Here is a 17,236-nt window from a genome sequence, read left to right as displayed (position 1 = left end):
AAGGGTTGACCTTGAAACTACAAGACTTCTTGAAGTTGATCCGGGCACGGTGGATTACGGTTTGTGCGTCTGTGCTGGTGGCGACGGTGGTCGCGGTCGCGGTGACACTGTTGACAACTCCGCTCTATCAGGCATCGACGCGGCTTTTCGTATCGGCATCGACCGCCTCCAGTGTTTCTGACATCTACCAGGGAAACCGCTTCTCACAGGAGCGCGTCGTCTCCTATGCGCAGCTGCTCATGGGTGAGACGCTCGCGCAGCGCACGGTGGACAAGCTCGGCTTGGACATGACGGCCCAGGATCTTCAGGAAAAGGTCAAGGCAACGGCAAAAACGGGAACCGTACTCATCGACGTCAACGTCGTCGATGCCTCGCCCGTTCGTGCGCGTGACATCGCCAATGCGCTTTCTGACGAGTTCGTGGTCATGGTTCGCGACCTGGAAACGGTGGAGCGTGGTGCAACCCCCGATGCCCGGGTCGTGGTGGAGCAACGGGCGTCCGTCCCGGAAACTCCGGTGAGCCCGAAGAAGACCCGCAATATTCTCGTGGGGCTGGCCGCAGGTCTTGCGCTCGGTGTCGCACTGGCCATCGTTCGCGACCTCCTGGACAACACCGTCAAGAGCCGAGAGGTTCTTGAGGAGATCACCGATGTCGGCGTGGTCGGCGGCATCCAACTCGACAAAGAGCGCCGAAAGAACCCGGCCATCCTGTTCGGCAAGGACAACAGTGCGATCGCAGAATCGTTCCGTAAGCTCCGCACGAATCTGAGCTTTCTCGCGGTCGACAACCCGCCACGTGTCATCGTCGTGACGAGCTCGATTCCCAACGAGGGGAAGTCCACCACCGCAATCAACATCGCATTGGCATTGGCGGAGAGTGGCAACAACGTCGCATTGGTTGACGGCGACATGCGCCGGCCCACGGTGCACAAGTACCTCGACCTCGTGGGACCCGTGGGGTTCAGCACCGTGCTCAGCGGTGCGGTACCGCTGACAGAAGCGCTGCAGAAGACACAGTTCGACGGCCTCACCGTCCTGGCCGCCGGCACGACACCGCCCAATCCGAGCGAACTGCTGGCTTCGCAGGCCGCGACGAAGGTGCTTGCCGAATTGCGGGCACATTTTGATTACGTCATCGTCGACTCCTCGCCGCTGCTGGCCGTCACAGACTCGGCCATACTCGCCGCCAATGCCGACGGTGCCTTGATCATGGTCAGGTACGGCCAGACGAAGCGCGAACAGCTTGCCCAGGCAGTCGAAACTCTGCAGGGCGTCGGTGCCACTCTCTTGGGCTCGGTGTTCACCATGATCCCGTCGAAGGGAAGCGCAGCGTACGCCTACTCGTACAGCTACTACGGCGAGTCCAAGGAGAAGTAGCTCGCAGTCCTGTGGCGGGGTGACCCGACTGGGCGGTTCCATTCACCCTGAGCCGGACCATGGCCCTCCGTCCGTTCGGCGGGAAAGATGGGCCTGTGGTTTCTGCGCAGACGGCGTTGCCGGTCGTCGACCTCCGGGATGATCCGGACGTCCTGCGACGCCGGCTCGGTCAGGTGGCGCACGAGGTGGGCTTCTTTTACCTCACTGGTCACGGCGTCCCCGATGAGCTGATCGACCGGGTGCTGACCCAGGCCAGAGGACTGTTCGCGCTGCCGCAGGCAACCAAAGACGCGGTGGCGATGGTCCACAGCCCGCACTTCCGCGGGTACACCCGGCTGGGCGGTGAACTCACCGGTGGCCAGGTGGACTGGCGCGAGCAGATCGACATCGGCCCCGAGCGCACCCCGCTGGCCGACCCGGGTGAGCCATACCTGCGGCTGCAGGGGCCCAACCAGTGGCCGGAGGGACTGCCCGAACTCCCCGCTGTGATCGCCGAGTGGGATGCGGCCTTGGCGCAGGTGGGGCGAACACTGTTGCGGCACTGGGCCGTTGCGCTGGGCAATCCGGAAAGCGTGTTTGACGCGGCCTTCGCGGATACGCCGGCCACGTTGATCAAGGTGATCCGGTATCCCGGTGGCGCACCGTCGAGTCAAGGTGTCGGGGCGCATCGCGACGCCGGCGTGCTGACCCTGCTGCTCGTAGAACCGGGTAGCGCCGGCCTGCAGGTGCGCACGAGTGGGACCGGCCCAGATGGCTACGTCGATGTCGACCCGCTGCCGGGGGCGCTCATCGTGAATATCGGCGAGATGCTGGAGATCGCCAGCGGCGGCTACCTGCGTGCCACCGAGCACCGCGTCCGGATCCACGAGGCCGAGCGTCTGTCAGTCGCCTACTTCTTCAATCCGCGCCTCGACGCGCAGATACCCGTCCTACCGCTGCCCGCCGACCTGGCAGCACAGGCCCGCGGGGTCACCGACGACCCCGCCAACGATCGCATTTACGCTGTTTACGGGCGCAATGCGTGGAAGAGCAGGTTGCGCGCGCACCCTGATGTGGCCGCCGCGCACCGTTACGTGTGAAGATGGAAGTGTTATGAGCGACACAGAGCTGAGCCCAGCCTCCCTCCGCGAGGCCTTCGGCCATTTCCCGTCCGGTGTCATCGCGATTGCCGCGGAAGTCGACGGCGTCCGGGTCGGCCTGGCGGCGAGCACCTTCGTTCCGGTCTCCCTGGATCCGCCCCTGGTGGCGTTCTGCGTGCAGAACAGCTCGGAGACCTGGCCCAAGCTGAAGGATCTGCCGTCCCTCGGTCTCAGCCTGCTCGGCGAATCGCACGATCAGGCCGCACGCACGCTGGCCGCCAAGACCGGGGATCGGTTCGAGGGCCTGGACACCCACTCACACGAGAGCGGCGCGGTGTTCGTGCACGGCACCAGCGTGTGGTTGCGCAGCACCATCGATCAGCAGGTGCTGGCGGGCGACCACACGATTGTGGTTCTGCAGGTCACCGACATCACCGTGCACGACGTGCCGCCGATCGTGTTCCACCGCAGCACGTTCCGCAAGCTCGGCGTTTAGGGGCGCCCCGCGAGCTCCTCGCGGTAGACGGCGATCCGCTTCTCGATCTCGGCCGCGTCGCCGGGGCGGCCCTCCTTACGGGCCAGCTCGGCGCGGGCACTCAGCTCGCGGATGGCGTTGCGAATGTCGTTGACGCTGTTCGTTCCACCCAGTGTCATCGGTGTCCCTTTCGACGCTGATCGGACATCTTTCGGTCGCTCCACCAACCGTACGCCGAGTGCCGGCGGTTGTGGGCGCCGATTTCGTCGTGGACTCGGCATGCCAGCGCACCGTTCCCCCGATTGGGGGACAAGCAGTTCACCCGGTGCATCCACCGGTCACCCGACATATCCCACGTGCGAACCAGGGCATTCTTATCTCAACACCAGAAAGCCACTCACACAAAGGATTACCGAAATGATCAATACCCTAGGACTCAGCATTGTCACCGCCGGAATCATCGGCGCCGGAGCTCTCGGCTTGGCCGGCACCGCCGCCGCGGCCACCACGACCACCGCCCCGACCGGCCCGGGCTACTCGTACAGCCCCGACACGTACGCCCACCCGGCCCCCACCGCGAAGCCCGGCTGGCACAACAACCACGGTCCGGCCCGTATCGCCAACCTCGCGAACCAGTGAGCCAGAAGTAAGAATGCCCTTCCCGGGAAAAGCCGGGAAGGGCATTCTTACCTCGAGCTGACTATCGCCGGAACAGCTTGTTTCCCAGCCACACGATCGGGTCGTACTTGCGGTCGGCGACGCGCTCCTTCATCGGGATCAGCGCGTTATCGGTGATCTTGATGTGCTCGGGGCACACCTCGGTGCAGCACTTGGTGATGTTGCACAGGCCTAGGCCGTTCTCGTCCTGAGCCATGTCGCGGCGGTCCAGGGTGTCCAGTGGATGCATGGACAGCTCGGCTTGGCGCATCAGGTACCGCGGTCCGGCGAACGCCTCCTTGTTCTCCTCGTGATCGCGGACCACGTGGCAGGTGTTCTGGCACAGGAAGCACTCGATGCACTTGCGGAACTCCTGGCTGCGGTTCACATCCTCCTGCTGCATGCGGTAATCGCCGGGTTGCAGGTCCTTCGGCGGCGTGAACGACGGGATCTCGCGGGCCTTGGTGTAGTTGAACGAGACATCGGTGACCAGGTCGCGCATCACCGGGAAGGTACGCAACGGCGTCACCGTCACCGTCTCGTCCTCACCGAACGTCGACATCCGGGTCATGCACATCAACCGCGGGCGCCCGTTGATCTCGGCCGAACAGGAGCCGCACTTGCCGGCCTTGCAGTTCCATCGCACGGCCAGGTCACCGGCCTGGGTGGCCTGCAGGCGGTGGATGATGTCGAGCACCACCTCGCCTTCATTGACCTCGACCGTGTAGTCCTTCAGCTCGCCGCCGTCCTCGTCGCCGCGCCAGACCCGCAGACTCGCGTCATAAGAAGCCATGGTCAGCCCTTCCGTTCGGGGTGCTCGGTCAATTCGGCCTCGGTGTAGTACTTCTCGAGTTCGGCGAGCTCGAAGGTCGCCAGCAGGTCCGGTCGCATCGGCACCTGCGGCTCGGGATCGACCGTGACACCGGGGACCATCGCCTCGGCGGTCGCGGCACCCGTGGTCTTGCACACCAGCAGCGTGTTGCGCCAGTTGGCGTCCATTGCCGGATAGTCGTCGCGGGTATGCCCGCCGCGGCTCTCGGTGCGCTGCAGGGCGGCCTTGGCCACGCATTCGCTGACCAGCAGCATGTTGCGCATATCGATGGCCAGGTGCCAGCCCGGGTTGTAGATCCGGCCACCCTCGACGACGACGTTCTGCAGGCGGCCCCGCAGCTCGTCCAGCTTGACCAGCGCCTCCTCGATCTCTTCCTTCTTGCGGATGATGCCGACGAGATCGTTCATCGACTGTTGCAGCTCGGCATGCAACGTGTACGGATTCTCGGGATTCTCGTGCGCCTCGTACGGAGCCAACGCCATCTTGGTGGCCTCTTCGACAGCCGCCTCAGGGGGCGTCGGCCGCTCGGTCAGTGCCCGCACATAATCGGCTGCCCCGAGTCCGGCCCGGCGGCCGAACACCAGCAGGTCCGACAGCGAGTTACCGCCGAGGCGGTTGGAGCCGTGCATGCCGCCGGAGCATTCACCGGCCGCGAACAGTCCCGGAGTCGCGGCGCCGCCGGTGTCGGGATCGACCTCGATACCACCCATCACGTAGTGGCAGGTCGGACCGACCTCCATCTCGTCCTTGGTGATGTCGACCTCCGCCAGCTCGATGAACTGGTGGTACATCGAGGGCAGCCGGCGCTTGATCTCCTCGGTGGGCATGCGCGAGGCGATGTCGAGGTACACCCCGCCGTGTGGGGTACCGCGGCCCGCCTTGACCTCGGCGACGATGGCCCGGGCGACCTCGTCGCGGGGGAGCAGATCAGGGGTGCGCCGCGCGGAGTCGTTGTCCTTGAGCCACTGGTCGGCTTCTTCCTCGGTCTCGGCGTACTGGCCCTTGAACACCGGGGGGATGTAGTCGAACATGAACCGCTTGCCCTCGGAGTTCTTCAGCACCCCGCCGTCACCGCGGACACCCTCGGTGACGAGGATGCCCTTCACCGAGAGTGGCCAGACCATCCCGGTGGGGTGGAACTGGATGAACTCCATGTTGATCAGGTTGGAGCCCGCCCTCAACGCGAGGGCGTGGCCGTCGCCGGTGTACTCCCACGAGTTGGACGACACCTTGAACGACTTGCCGATGCCGCCGGTCGCGAGCACCACCGCCGGTGCCTCGAACAGGATGAAGCTGCCGCTCTCACGCCAATACCCGAACGCTCCTGCGATCCGGTCACCATCTTTGATCAGGTCGGTGATCGAACACTCGTGGAAGACCTTGATCCTGGCCTCGTAGTCGCCGAGTTCCTTCTTGTCCTCCTGCTGCAGCGAGACGATCTTCTGCTGCAGGGTGCGGATGATCTCCAGACCGGTGCGGTCACCGACGTGGGCGAGTCGGGGGTAGGTGTGACCGCCGAAGTTGCGCTGGCTGATCTTGCCGTCCTTGGTGCGGTCGAACAGCGCACCGTAGGTCTCCAACTCCCACACCCGGTCCGGTGCCTCCTGCGCGTGCAGTTCGGCCATCCGCCAGTTGTTCAGGAACTTGCCGCCGCGCATGGTGTCACCGAAGTGCACCTGCCAGGAGTCCTTCGAGTTGACGTTCTTCATGGCTGCCGCGCAGCCACCTTCGGCCATGACGGTGTGGGCCTTACCGAACAGCGACTTGGTGACGACTGCCACCCGGAGGCCCCGTTCGCGGGCCTCGATCACCGCTCGCAACCCCGCGCCGCCGGCACCGATGACGACCACGTCGTACTGGTGCCGTTCGAGCTCAACCATTAACCACCCTCATCTATCGAAAAATGCAGTTGTGAATTGTTCTGTTAACCAATGAATCTGAGATCGGCGATGGTGCCACTGGCCACCAGCATGATGTAGAAGTCCGTCAGCATGAGGGTGCCCAGCGTGATCCAGGCGTACATCTTGTGCCGGGTGTTCAGCCTGCTGACCTGCGTCCACATCCAGTACCGCACAGGGTGTTTGGAGAAATGCTTGAGCTTGCCGCCGACGGCGTGCCGGCAGGAGTGACACGAGATCGTGTAGACCCACAGCATGATGACGTTGACCAGCAGGATGATGTTGCCCAGGCCGAAGCCGAAGCCACTGGCGGTCTTGTCCGAATGGAAGGCGATGATCGCGTCGTAGGTGTTGATCAGCGAGATGATCCCGGCGATGTAGAAGAAGTACCGGTGGGTGTTCTGGATGATCAGCGGCAGGCGCGTCTCGCCGGTGTACTTGGCGTGCGGTTCGGCCACAGCGCACGCGGTGGGGGACTGCCAGACCGAGCGGTAGTAGGCGCCTCGGTAGTAGTAGCAGGTCAGCCGGAACAGCAGCAGGAACGGCAGCGACAGCGCGGCGTAGGGCAGCCACCAGACGTCAGGAAGGAACTGCGGCCAGAAGTGGCTTGCTTCCGGCACGCAGCCCTTACTGACGCACGGTGAATAAAACGGTGTCAGGTAGTGATAGGCGGGAACGTAGTAATTGCTCTGCAGGAAGGCGCGCACCGTCGCGTAGATGACGAATGCGGCGAACCCGAGATCCACGATGAGCGGAGACTTCCACCATGCGTCGGTGCGCAGGGTGCGTTGTGAGATCTGAGCTCTCGTTGGTGAGAAGACGCCGGTACCTTGACGATCCGAGGTCGGTGCGCTCACTGAGTTCCCTCTTTTTCTGTTGTGTGCTGGCGCGGTGCTTACCGCGTGCCGCCGAGCCCTTCGTCGTCGACGTCGCGCCAGAAGTCACTGTCATAGTCGGTGTCGGGGATGGAGATCTTCTCCACCGAATGCGGGTGGTGCACCGTCCGTCCGCCGCGATCTATCTCAAGCTCTCCGGCGTCGATATCGAGTCGGTCGATATCGTTGAGCATGCGTTCGGCGTCGTTCACGATGCGGCGCATCGCGGGGCTGTCGCCGTGCCGGGCCGCCAGTGATGTGACGCATCGGCGAAGGCCGCCGATGAGTTCGTGGAGTTCGGCAATCTCGGTCGTAGTGGACAAACTAGTGACCTCCTTGGGCTGAAGGGTGTCATGGCTCACATTACGCATTCGATGTTAGCCACAACACGGACTCCATAGTGAGACAGATCACGTCTACGAAACGAGAGGTAACCGAATTGTCGAATCAGGTGCTTGTGGAGAAAGCTGCCGCGCTGCTGGCGCTGCACCGTCCTGGCAATCCAGGGGTGCTCCCGACGGTGTGGGATGCCTGGTCGGCGAACACCGTGGTCAACGCCGGTTTCGGTGCCCTCACGGTGGGCAGCCACCCCGTCGCGGACTCCCTCGGAAAGCCCGACGGCGAAGCGATCAGCTTCGATGATCTGCTGGCCCGCGTCGCCCAGATCACCGCCGCCGTCGATGTCCCGGTGTCGGTGGACATCGAGTCGGGTTATGGCGAGTCGCCCGCCCGGCTGATCGACGGACTGCTGTCGGTCGGGGCAGTGGGTTTCAACCTCGAGGACACCGTGCACAAGGAGGGGGACCGGCTGCGCACTCCCGAGGAGCATGCGGCGCTCGTGGGCGAACTGCGCGCCGCGGCTGATGCGGCCGGGGTGCACGTGGTGGTCAACGCCCGCACTGACATCTTCATCAAGAAGGAAGGCGCTGATTCCGACCGCGTGCAGCGCGGGATCGACCGGCTCACCCTGGCCGCCCAAGCCGGCGCCGATTCACTGTTCCCGGCCGGTCTGCAACCCGCCGACGGATTGGCGACCCTGGTCGAGGCCGTGCCACTGCCGGTCAGTGTCACGGTCAAGCCCTCCAGCGACCTCGCCGAGCTCACCGCCATCGGCGTCGGCCGGATCACCTTCGGCCCGTTCCTGCAGTGGGCGCTGACCGAGAAGATCAACGAGATCCTCACCCGCTGGAAGTAGCGAGCTGGATTCCGACGTTCTGGTGTCCTGAACGCCCGCGCCATGACCGGAACGTCGGAATCCGCAGCACCAGGGAGCCGTCGCGGCATCCGGTGCGTCTGAACAGATGTGCGCATACCGTTTGTGGGCAGCGCGGCGGTCACCGAGGGCCATCTCAGCCGGTCACAGCTACGTACGAGCTACCGGCCCATTTATCGCGGCATCTACGTCCCGGTTCGCCACGAGCCGACGCTGCGCGATCGGATTGTCGGTGCCTCGTTGGCCACGGGCGGGGTGATCGCTGGTGTTGCGGCTTCGGCATGGCACGGCGCGAGCTGGGTCGATGCGGACACCGATATCGAGGTCGTTTCCGCTGGCCGCCCGCAGCGCGGCCTGGTCCTGCACGATGAACGGATCACGTCTCACGAGATCACCTGTATCGACGGCGTGCGCGTCACCACGCGTGCCCGTACCGCCTTCGACCTTGCTCGGCGTCTGCCGCGAGATAAGTCTGTCGCCCGTCTCGATGCCCTGATGCACGCCAATCCGTTCGAGATGGTTGACGTCTATGCGCTGGCCGGGCGCAACCGACGGGCGCGCGGATTACCACTGCTTCGCAAAGCGCTGCCGCTGGTCGACGGCGGGGCAGAGTCACCGCGGGAAACCTGGCTGCGACTCCTGTTCATCGACGCAGGATTGCCAAAGCCCACAACGCAATTCGTCGTCTACGAGGACCGTCGCTACGTCCGCCGGATCGACATGGTGTGGACGGAGTTCAAGGTAGGGGCCGAGTACGACGGCGCCCAGCACCTCACCAACCGCGCCCAGTACGCGAAGGATGTGTGGGCGGCCCGCGCGCTCGCGAGACTCGACTGGCACATCGTGCACGTCATCAAAGAGGACGACCCCCACGAGATCGTGAATGAGGCACGCGCAGCGCTGCTCTCCCGTGGCTGGCGTCCGTGAATCCCGACGTTTTGGTGCCCTGGCGGTCGCCGGAGCCGCCAGAACGTCGGAAACCAGGCTCAGGCGCCAGGCCCGCTACAGCGTGCCGTCGAGCTCCCCGAGCCTGTTGGTCAGGCTGATGTTCTCCGAGTAGTCGACCGGGCAGGCGATGATGGATACGCCGTCGGAGGCCAGCGCGGTGCGCAGCGTCGGCAGCAGTTCGTCGGCAGCGTTGATCCGATACCCCTTGGCGCCGAAGCTCTCGGCGTACTTCACGACGTCTGGGTTGGTGAAACCGACGTTGTAGTGCGCGCCGAGTTCAAGGTCCATCTTCCATTCGATGAGACCGTAGCCGTTGTCCTCCCAGATCAGCACGACAAGCGGAATCTTTTCCCGGACAGCCGTTTCGATCTCCTGGCTGTTCATCAAGAAGGCGCCGTCACCCATCACCGCGAGCACCTTGGCATCCGGCCGGGCGAGTTTCACACCCAAGGCGCCGGGCAGGGCGAACGCCATGGTGGACAGCCCGTTGGAGATCAGACAGGTATTGCGCTCATAGGTCGGATAGAGCCTGGCCATCCACATCTTGGCCGCACCGGTGTCCACCAACACGATATCGCTGCGTCCCAGCGCGGCCCGGGTATCGGCCACCACCCGGGCCGGGGCCAGCGGGTAGCGCGCATCATCGGCGCCGCGTGCGATCTCCTCGGCGAGCAGATGAGCGCCGGGCGCGGGGCGCTCCCGGTCGTAGCGTTGCCCGGCCATCGCCTCCCGGATTGCGTCGAGTGAGGCGCTGATATCGCCCATGATGCCGACGTCGACGGAGTAGTGCGCGTCCACCTCGGCCGGAAACCGGTGCACGTGGATGATCCGCTTGTCGGCGTTCGGGTTGATCCGCACCGGGTCGAATTCCTGCAGTTCATAGCCGACCGCGATGATGGTGTCGGCATCGTCGAAGCCGAAGTTCACGTAGTCGTGCCGCATGAAGCCGAGGGTGCCCATGCCGTTGGGATGATCGTCGGGCATCACCCCTTGCCGTGGAAGGTATTGGCCACCTGGATGCCGAGTTCTTCGGACAGCTGCACCAGCGCCGTCGTCGCATCCGCGCGGGCGGCGCCGTGGCCGGCCAGGATCACCGGCCGTTTCGCCTCCTTCAACACCGCGACGGCGCGCGCGATCTGGCCGGGGGAGGGGGATTCGGCGCGAACCACGTTGCGTGGCAGTGGGTGTAACGCGTAGTCGCCTTCGTCGGCGTCGATGTCCTCCGGGATGGCGAGGTACACCGCCGCGGGACGCTCGGTTTCGGCGAGTTTGAATGCCTTACGGAACATCTCGGGGATGGCCAGTGGTGTGGGCACCCCGTCGGACCACCGGGTGATGGGTGCGAACATCGACACCAGGTCGACGTACTGGTGGGATTCCTTGTACTCGCGGTTGCGTCCCACCTGCGCAGAGATGGCCACCAAGGGGGTGCTGTTGGTGGTCGCATCGGCCACCCCGAGTTGCATGTTGATCGCGCCCGGGCCCAGCGTGCTCGACACCACGGCGGGTCGTCCCGTCACACGCCCGTACATCTCGGCCATGAATGCGGCGGCCTGCTCGTGGCGGGTCAGCACATAACGGATCGTCGACGAGCCGGCGAGCGCCTGCACGAATCGGATGTTCTCCTCGCCGGGGATCCCGAAAACCAGTGAAACTCCCTCTGCTTCAAGGCACTCGACCATCAATTGTGCTGCCGTGGGCATCCTCAGACCTCCAGATCACGTTTCCACCGTCACGCTACGCCGGTCTGGTGGCGTGCCGGCGTCAGCTGCCGACGGGCACCTCGGTGAATCCTGGTTCGCCGGCGTCGACAACCGAGTTGAATCGGCGGCGGGTATGCAGGTGGTGGCTGATCTGGTCCATCGCGTGTTCCGAAAGTGCACTGACGTCGAAGTTCTCGGCTATCCGCGTGGCGCTGACCGACGACGTGAGAACCGCGGTGCCGCGCTGGATGCCCCAGGCCAGGAGCACCTGGGCCGGGGTTTTCCCCGCGTCGGCCGCGATGGCGATGATCACCGGGTCATCGAGAAGCCGCGGCTCCAGGGCATGCCCCAGCGGCGCGAACGCGAGCAGGGCGATGTCTTCGGCTTGGCAATAGTCATACAGCTCCCACTGCGGGTGGTAGGGGTGTGCTTCCACTTCCACGACCGCCGGTTTGATCCGGGACGCGGTGACGATTCTGCGGGTGCCCTCGACGTCGATATCGGACAGACCGATGGCGCGGGTGAGCCCGGCGTCGACCAGCTCCTCCATCGCGGCCCAGGTTTCTTCGAGGGTGACACCGTCGTCGTAGACGACGGCACCGGAATCATCGCGGGGGTCCTGGTCGTCGCCGGGCCGGAATGCGAACGGGGTGTGCATCAGGTAGAGGTCGGCGGCCTCCACACCGAGCCGGCGCAGGCTCGCCTGCAGGGCGGGTTTGACCCGTTCCGGGCGGTGGTTGTTGTTCCACAGCTTGGTGGTCAGGAACAGGTCGTCGCGCCGGACGGTACTGGCGCCGAACACATCTTTGAGCGCCTCACCCACGTCGGCTTCGTTGCGGTAGCGCTCGGCGGCGTCGAGGTGCCGGAAGCCCGTCTCGACAGCGGTTCTGACCACCTCGCGGGTGCGCCGACTGTCGGAGATCAAGGTCCCGAACCCGAGGGCGGGCATCTCGCCGGCGTCGTCGCGCAGCTTGATCCGTTGTTCGAAAAGTCTCATTTCTGTTCTCCTTGAAGGTGTTTGACGGCCTGCGCGGTGGTCCACACCGCGCTGGCGAGGAAGCGGAAGTTCACCAGTGCCGCCAGGTACCCGTCGCCTTCGGGCAGGCGCGGCCCGGCGGTGGCATCCTTGACCACCGCCACCTCGAAACCCTGCTCGATGAGTTCGCGCAGGTGTCCTTCGACGCACAGGTTGGCGGCCATTCCGGCCAGGATCACCTGGCTCACACCACGTTTGCGCAACTGAAGGACGAGGTCGTTCGATTCCGGGCCGACGATCTTGTGTGGTGAGGTGATCACGGTTCGTCCGTCGTGGATATGGCGGTGGTATGCGGGCAGGAAGTCCGCGCCCGAGCCGGTGAACCCGTCGAGGGTGTACGCCCCCTGGCGTGCGAACATGCCGACCGAACTCATGAACTGTTCGAGCGGATCGCCGAAAGTCCACTGTTCGTCGGTCGGATAGAAGTAGTGCGGAGACACCGCGACGGTGATGTCGGCCGACTTCGCGGCGCGCAGGAGTTCGCCGATGTGGGCGACGGTGTCGTTCTCGATGACGCTGGGCCCGAACGCCGCCCAGGACGCCCCCTCGGCGCTGAGGAAATCGATCTGCGGATCGGTGATGACGAGCGCCGCGCGCTTCGCGTCGAAGACGAACCCGGAGGCCGGCAAGGCGGGGTTCGCGGGTTCTCCCGATGTCGTGAGCTTCATTGGACCGTCCTTGTGTGGGTGACTGTTCACAATAATAAGTGACCGGTCGTCTATTAACAACGTGCCTGAGGTGTGATTCGTCAGACGCGCGGTGGATCAGGGCGTGAGGAGGGCGGGGATCGTGACCGCTTCGAAGCGCTGATAGGGGGCGCGGCTGCGGATGACCTTCCCGCGCAAGGCGGCGCCCTCCCACGCTTCGATCAGGGTGGCGGCCAGTTCGCCGGCATCGATATCGGTTCTGATGTCGGCCCGGAAGTCGTGGCCGTCACGCTGCCCGGAACGCACGCACGCCGCGAGTGCGTCATCCCAGCGGTCCAGGATGCGCAGCAGTTCGGCGCGGACCGACTCGCTGGACCCGCCCAGTTCGAGCGACAGGTTGCCGACCAGGCAGCCGAGCAGGAAGTCTTCGGCCTCGTGATCGTCGGTGAGTGCGCGGAAGAAGCGGATGATCCGCTTGCGCGCCGGCCCGGTCGACTCCAAGATCGGCAACAGCCGTGCTTCGATATCGGACCAGTAGTGGTTCAGGATCGCGGCGCCGAACTCTTCCTTACTGGGGAAATAGGCGTAGAAGGAGCCTTTCGGCACGCCGGCGACGTCGGTGATGTCTTTGACCCCGCTGGCGGCGAACCCCCGGGCGTGCACCAAGCCGAGGCCGGCGTCGAGCAGGCGCTGGCGTACCTCGGGATTCGCGGGACGGGGCACGATGAAATCATAGCCGACCGGTCACTTATCGACAGGAGAGCACTCACACCCGCCTCCCGGCCGATGTGAGAACACCGTGACGGCCGCTTCACACGACGCGACATTTCGGCAATATCGACTCCCTAACGTCGTGGTATGCACTCAGCCAAGCATGTTGTCGTGGTCGGACACGGCATGGTCGGACACCGGTTCGTCGAAGCCCTGCGATCCCGGGACACCGAAGGCTCCTGGCGGGTCACCATCCTGTCCGAGGAAGCCGATGCGGCATACGACCGCGTCGGTCTGACGGGATACACCGAGCACTGGAACCGGGCCGCGCTGGCCTTGTCCGGTAACGACTATGCAGGCGACAACGACGTCGTGCTGCACCTCGGCTTGGCGGCCCGGGAGATCGACCGGGCCGCCAAGACCGTGACCGCCGCCGACGGCCAGGTGCTGGAATACGACGCCCTGGTGCTGGCCACCGGGTCGTACGCCTTCGTGCCTCCGGTGCCCGGACACGACCTGCCGCAGGTGCACGTCTACCGCACCCTCGATGACCTGGACGCCATCCGGGCGGGCGCGAATACCGCCCTGGCCACGAGCACCCCGGTCGGTGTCGTCATCGGCGGCGGCCTGCTCGGTCTGGAAGCGGCCAACGCCCTGCGTGGGTTCGGGCTCACCACCCACGTGCTGGAGATGTCGCCGCACCTGATGGCCAACCAACTCGACGAGGCCGGCGGTGTGCTGTTGAGCCGGATGATCAAAAGCCTGGGTATCGAAGTGCACACGGCGGTGGCCACCGAGAGCATCGCCCCGGTGCAGCGGCACCGGCCCATCCGTAAATCCGCCGTCGACGATTCGATGCGGGTCACACTCAACGACGGCAGCACCATCGACGCCGGCGTGGTGGTCTTCGCCGCCGGTGTGCGCCCCCGGGACGAGCTGGCCCGCGCCGCCGGCCTGGACATCGCTCAACGCGGTGGTGTGCTCACCGACCTTTCCTGCGTCACAAGCGATCCGCACATCTACGCCATCGGCGAGGTGGCTGCCATCGAAGGCCGCTGCTACGGGCTGGTGGCCCCCGGCTACACCACCGCCGAAGTGGTGGCTGACCGGCTCCTCGGTGGCGAGGCCGAGTTCCCCGGCGCGGACATGTCGACCAAGCTCAAGCTCCTCGGCGTCGACGTCGCGAGTTTCGGTGACGCCCAAGGACATACGCCGAACTGCCTGGAGGTCGTGGTCAACGACCCGGTCAAGCAGACCTACGCCAAACTGGTGCTCTCCGATGACGCCAAGACGTTGCTCGGCGGCATCCTGGTCGGCGACGCGTCGGCTTACGGTGTGCTGCGGCCCATGGTGGCCAGCGAGCTGCCCGGTGACCCGCTGGCACTGATCGCCCCGGTGACCGACGGCGACGCACCGGTACTCGGTGTCGGGGCGCTGCCCGATATCGCCCAGATCTGCTCCTGCAACAACGTCACCAAAGGTGATCTCAAGGAGGCCATCTGCGGTGGCTGCGACGATGTCGCCGGCCTGAAGAAGTGCACCCTGGCCGGCACCTCGTGCGGATCATGTGTGCCGCTGCTCAAGCAGCTGCTGGAGGCCGAGGGGGTCGAGCAGTCCAAGGCGCTGTGCGAGCACTTCGGTCAGTCGCGTGCCGAGCTGTTCGAGATCGTCAGTGCCACCGAGATCCGCACGTTCTCCGGCCTCATCGAGAAGTTCGGCACCGGAAAGGGTTGCGATATCTGCAAACCCACCGTCGCGTCCATCCTGGCGTCCACCAGTTCGGATCACGTGCTCGACGGTGAGCAGGCTTCGCTACAGGACTCCAACGACCACTTCCTGGCCAACATCCAGCGCAACGGCAGCTACTCGGTGGTGCCGCGGTCACCCGGCGGCGAGATCACCCCGGAGCAACTGATCCTGATCGGCGAGATCGCCAGGGATTTCGACCTCTACACCAAGATCACCGGCGGGCAGCGCATCGACATGTTCGGCGCCCGGGTCGACCAGTTGCCCGAGATCTGGCGGCGCCTGGTCGAAGGCGGCATGGAATCCGGTCAGGCCTACGGCAAATCCCTTCGCACCGTGAAGAGTTGCGTGGGCAGCACGTGGTGCCGGTACGGCCAGCAGGATTCGGTGAACATGGCCGTCGAGATCGAGAAGCGCTACCGCGGTCTGCGCTCACCACACAAGATCAAGATGGCGGTGTCGGGCTGCGCTCGAGAGTGCGCGGAGGCCCAGAGCAAGGACGTCGGCGTCATCGCCACCGAACAAGGATGGAACCTCTACGTGTGCGGCAACGGCGGTATGTCGCCACGGCACGCCAAACTGCTGGCCAGCGACCTCGATGACGAGACCCTGGTGCGGTACATCGACCGGTTCCTGATGTTCTACATCCGCACCGCCGACCGGCTGCAGCGCACCGCGCCATGGCTGGAGGCCATGGACGGCGGACTCGATCACCTCCGTGATGTGGTGTGCAACGACTCGCTCGGCCTGGCCGCGGAGTTCGAGGCGGCCATGGAGCGGCACGTCGCCGGCTACGCCTGCGAATGGAAAGGTGTGCTCGACGACCCGGAGAAGCTGTCGCGTTTCGTGTCGTTCGTCAACGCCCCCGATGTGGTGGATCCCACGATCGAGTTCACCGAATCCTCGGGCCGCAAGGTCCCGATCGGGATGCCCACCCTGCGGCCAGTTCAGGAGAAGTCATGACCTTGCTCGACGACCGCAAAGACGTTGACGCCCAGGGTGACTGGGAGTGGGTCGAAGCCTGCCCGTACGACCGGCTGCTGCCGTGCCGCGGCGTGGGAGTGCTGTTGCCCGACCAGACCCAGGTGGCACTGTTCCGCCTGGACGACGGGTCGCTGCATGCCGTCTCCAATATCGACCCGTTCTCCGGTGCCGCGGTGATGTCACGGGGGATCGTCGGGGACCGTGCCGGCCGCGCCTGCGTACAGACGCCAATCAAGAAGCAGGCCTTCGCCTTTGACGACGGCAGCTGCCTGGACGACCCGGACGTGTCGGTCGCGGTGTTCCGGACCCGGCTTACGCCGGACGGTCTTGTGCAGATCGCTGTGTAGCGGCGGCGGCCCAGTGGGCGTCCCGGCCCGGTCCGGGCCGGCGCACGACGTCGCCACGCCGCTCCAACACGGTGAGATTCCGATAGACAGACTCGATCACCGCGCCTTTGCCCAGAGCCTTGCCCTTGAGCTGCACGTAGTCGCGCAGTTCCGCGGTGGTCATCGTCCCGTCCGTGTCGTCTAACGCGGTGAGCAGCCACTCCCGTAGCTGCGCCGCCCCCCATTGTGAAGCCATCGCAGAGATAGTAGCCGAGGAGTGCGACGCGTCCGACCAGTTGCGTTATGTCAACCTCGGGCGTCGAGTTCAATTTGAAAAGTGCTGCGCCATCTGGTAATTGCCGCCAACCTTTCGCGCAGGTGAACATCAAGCGGCCGACTCGAGCCAATCGTCGGCACTGACTAGTATCGACCCTGAAGTGGGGGGCGTTATGGGGATGCGTTCGGTAGCGACGCTGGTCGGAGCGGCAGGGGTGCTGGGCTCGCTGCTGGCCCTCGCCACAGCCGTCGGACTCGGGGCGGTGGACCGCAGCGGCGCACCCATTCCGTGCGGGGACGGTTTCCGTCCCGATTTCGAGGTTGCCGCCAAGGTGGACCGGCTCAACTTCGACCAGAACATCCTGAGCGGGCCACAGTTCGAGACCAGCGACTACGCCGAACAGTGCGGCGGGTTGATCGACACCCGGCGGACGGTGGCCGCGGCGGTTGCCCT

General features: G+C 65.1%; 17 protein-coding genes and 1 pseudogene. 8 read left to right on the top strand and 10 right to left on the bottom strand.

The genetic code is table 11. The annotated features are described in order from the left end of the window. The first annotated feature begins 11 nt into the window (after positions 1 to 11). From QN239_RS30965 to QN239_RS30955, 3 genes are read left to right on the top strand one after another with little or no spacing between them, the layout of a single operon-like run. Complete coding sequence (locus tag QN239_RS30965) at positions 12 to 1,376, top strand: tyrosine-protein kinase domain-containing protein (RefSeq protein WP_499016386.1); 1,365 nt, start codon at positions 12 to 14, stop codon at positions 1,374 to 1,376. Between the two features lie 59 nt (positions 1,377 to 1,435). Further along, positions 1,436 to 2,455 carry an isopenicillin N synthase family dioxygenase gene (locus tag QN239_RS30960; RefSeq protein ID WP_499016382.1) on the top strand — a complete coding sequence of 340 codons (1,020 nt, stop codon included), beginning with the start codon at positions 1,436 to 1,438 and terminating at the stop codon, positions 2,453 to 2,455. A gap of 13 nt (positions 2,456 to 2,468) precedes the next feature. Next, entirely contained in the window at positions 2,469 to 2,951 is a 483-nt protein-coding gene (locus QN239_RS30955; RefSeq protein ID WP_499016378.1) for a flavin reductase family protein, read from the top strand. Here QN239_RS30955 and QN239_RS30950 read toward each other — a convergent pair. Further along, on the bottom strand, positions 2,948 to 3,109 hold the full coding sequence (locus tag QN239_RS30950) for a hypothetical protein (protein WP_499016377.1): 162 nt from the start codon (positions 3,107 to 3,109) through the stop codon (positions 2,948 to 2,950). The two genes, QN239_RS30955 and QN239_RS30950, sit on opposite strands and share 4 nt — an antisense overlap. 238 nt (positions 3,110 to 3,347) lie before the next feature. Here QN239_RS30950 and QN239_RS30945 point away from each other — a divergent pair, with 238 nt between their 5' ends. Beyond that, complete coding sequence (locus tag QN239_RS30945; RefSeq protein ID WP_499016374.1) at positions 3,348 to 3,569, top strand: hypothetical protein; 222 nt, start codon at positions 3,348 to 3,350, stop codon at positions 3,567 to 3,569. Positions 3,570 to 3,630: 61 nt separating this feature from the next. Here QN239_RS30945 and QN239_RS30940 read toward each other — a convergent pair whose 3' ends face one another. The 4 genes from QN239_RS30940 to QN239_RS30925 are packed head-to-tail and all read right to left on the bottom strand — an operon-like array spanning position 3,631 to position 7,515. After that, positions 3,631 to 4,380 (bottom strand): succinate dehydrogenase/fumarate reductase iron-sulfur subunit, encoded by a 750-nt coding sequence (locus QN239_RS30940; RefSeq protein WP_499016372.1) that lies wholly within the window; start codon positions 4,378 to 4,380, stop codon positions 3,631 to 3,633. Between the two features lie 2 nt (positions 4,381 to 4,382). Beyond that, complete coding sequence (locus QN239_RS30935; protein ID WP_187097836.1) at positions 4,383 to 6,299, bottom strand: fumarate reductase/succinate dehydrogenase flavoprotein subunit; 1,917 nt, start codon at positions 6,297 to 6,299, stop codon at positions 4,383 to 4,385. 44 nt (positions 6,300 to 6,343) lie between these two features. Next, positions 6,344 to 7,174 (bottom strand): succinate dehydrogenase subunit SdhC, encoded by an 831-nt coding sequence (gene sdhC / locus QN239_RS30930; protein ID WP_090362836.1) that lies wholly within the window; start codon positions 7,172 to 7,174, stop codon positions 6,344 to 6,346. A 38-nt stretch (positions 7,175 to 7,212) separates the two neighbouring features. Further along, a complete protein-coding gene (locus tag QN239_RS30925; RefSeq protein WP_499016369.1) occupies positions 7,213 to 7,515 on the bottom strand; it encodes an Rv0250c family protein in 303 nt (100 codons plus the stop codon). 116 nt (positions 7,516 to 7,631) lie between these two features. On the opposite strand from QN239_RS30925, the gene QN239_RS30920 reads away from it, so the two are divergent. Further along, positions 7,632 to 8,387: an isocitrate lyase/PEP mutase family protein gene (locus QN239_RS30920; RefSeq protein ID WP_499016367.1), complete on the top strand. Its 756-nt coding sequence runs from the start codon at positions 7,632 to 7,634 to the stop codon at positions 8,385 to 8,387. A 114-nt stretch (positions 8,388 to 8,501) separates the two neighbouring features. Further along, positions 8,502 to 9,332, top strand: coding sequence for a type IV toxin-antitoxin system AbiEi family antitoxin (locus QN239_RS30915; RefSeq protein ID WP_499017031.1), 831 nt, complete (start codon positions 8,502 to 8,504; stop codon positions 9,330 to 9,332). 78 nt (positions 9,333 to 9,410) lie between these two features. Here the strand turns inward: QN239_RS30915 and QN239_RS30910 are convergent. From QN239_RS30910 to QN239_RS30895, 4 genes and pseudogenes are all read right to left on the bottom strand, one after another. After that, positions 9,411 to 10,990: pseudogene (locus QN239_RS30910) on the bottom strand (thiamine pyrophosphate-binding protein); the annotation flags it as partial. Between the two features lie 127 nt (positions 10,991 to 11,117). Further along, a complete protein-coding gene (locus QN239_RS30905; RefSeq protein ID WP_499016366.1) occupies positions 11,118 to 12,053 on the bottom strand; it encodes an aldo/keto reductase in 936 nt (311 codons plus the stop codon). Beyond that, entirely contained in the window at positions 12,050 to 12,760 is a 711-nt protein-coding gene (locus QN239_RS30900) for a cysteine hydrolase family protein (protein WP_499016363.1), read from the bottom strand. Before QN239_RS30900 ends, QN239_RS30905 begins: the two co-directional genes overlap by 4 nt. Positions 12,761 to 12,856: 96 nt before the next feature. Then, on the bottom strand, positions 12,857 to 13,462 hold the full coding sequence (locus tag QN239_RS30895; RefSeq protein ID WP_499016361.1) for a TetR/AcrR family transcriptional regulator: 606 nt from the start codon (positions 13,460 to 13,462) through the stop codon (positions 12,857 to 12,859). A gap of 135 nt (positions 13,463 to 13,597) precedes the next feature. Between QN239_RS30895 and nirB the strand changes: the two genes are divergently transcribed. Then, a complete protein-coding gene (gene nirB, locus QN239_RS30890) occupies positions 13,598 to 16,159 on the top strand; it encodes a nitrite reductase large subunit NirB (RefSeq protein WP_499016358.1) in 2,562 nt (853 codons plus the stop codon). Continuing rightward, positions 16,156 to 16,527 (top strand): nitrite reductase small subunit NirD, encoded by a 372-nt coding sequence (nirD, locus tag QN239_RS30885; protein ID WP_167155797.1) that lies wholly within the window; start codon positions 16,156 to 16,158, stop codon positions 16,525 to 16,527. The genes nirB and nirD overlap by 4 nt, the downstream gene beginning before the upstream one ends. Here the strand turns inward: nirD and QN239_RS30880 are convergent. Then, a complete protein-coding gene (locus tag QN239_RS30880; RefSeq protein ID WP_090362821.1) occupies positions 16,493 to 16,762 on the bottom strand; it encodes a helix-turn-helix domain-containing protein in 270 nt (89 codons plus the stop codon). The genes nirD and QN239_RS30880 overlap by 35 nt on opposite strands. Positions 16,763 to 17,236: the final 474 nt, after the last annotated feature.

The organism is Mycolicibacterium sp. Y3 (assembly GCF_051188035.1).
Taxonomy (GTDB): domain Bacteria; phylum Actinomycetota; class Actinomycetes; order Mycobacteriales; family Mycobacteriaceae; genus Mycobacterium; species Mycobacterium fluoranthenivorans.
This window is presented reverse-complemented; position numbering and strand designations above follow the sequence as displayed.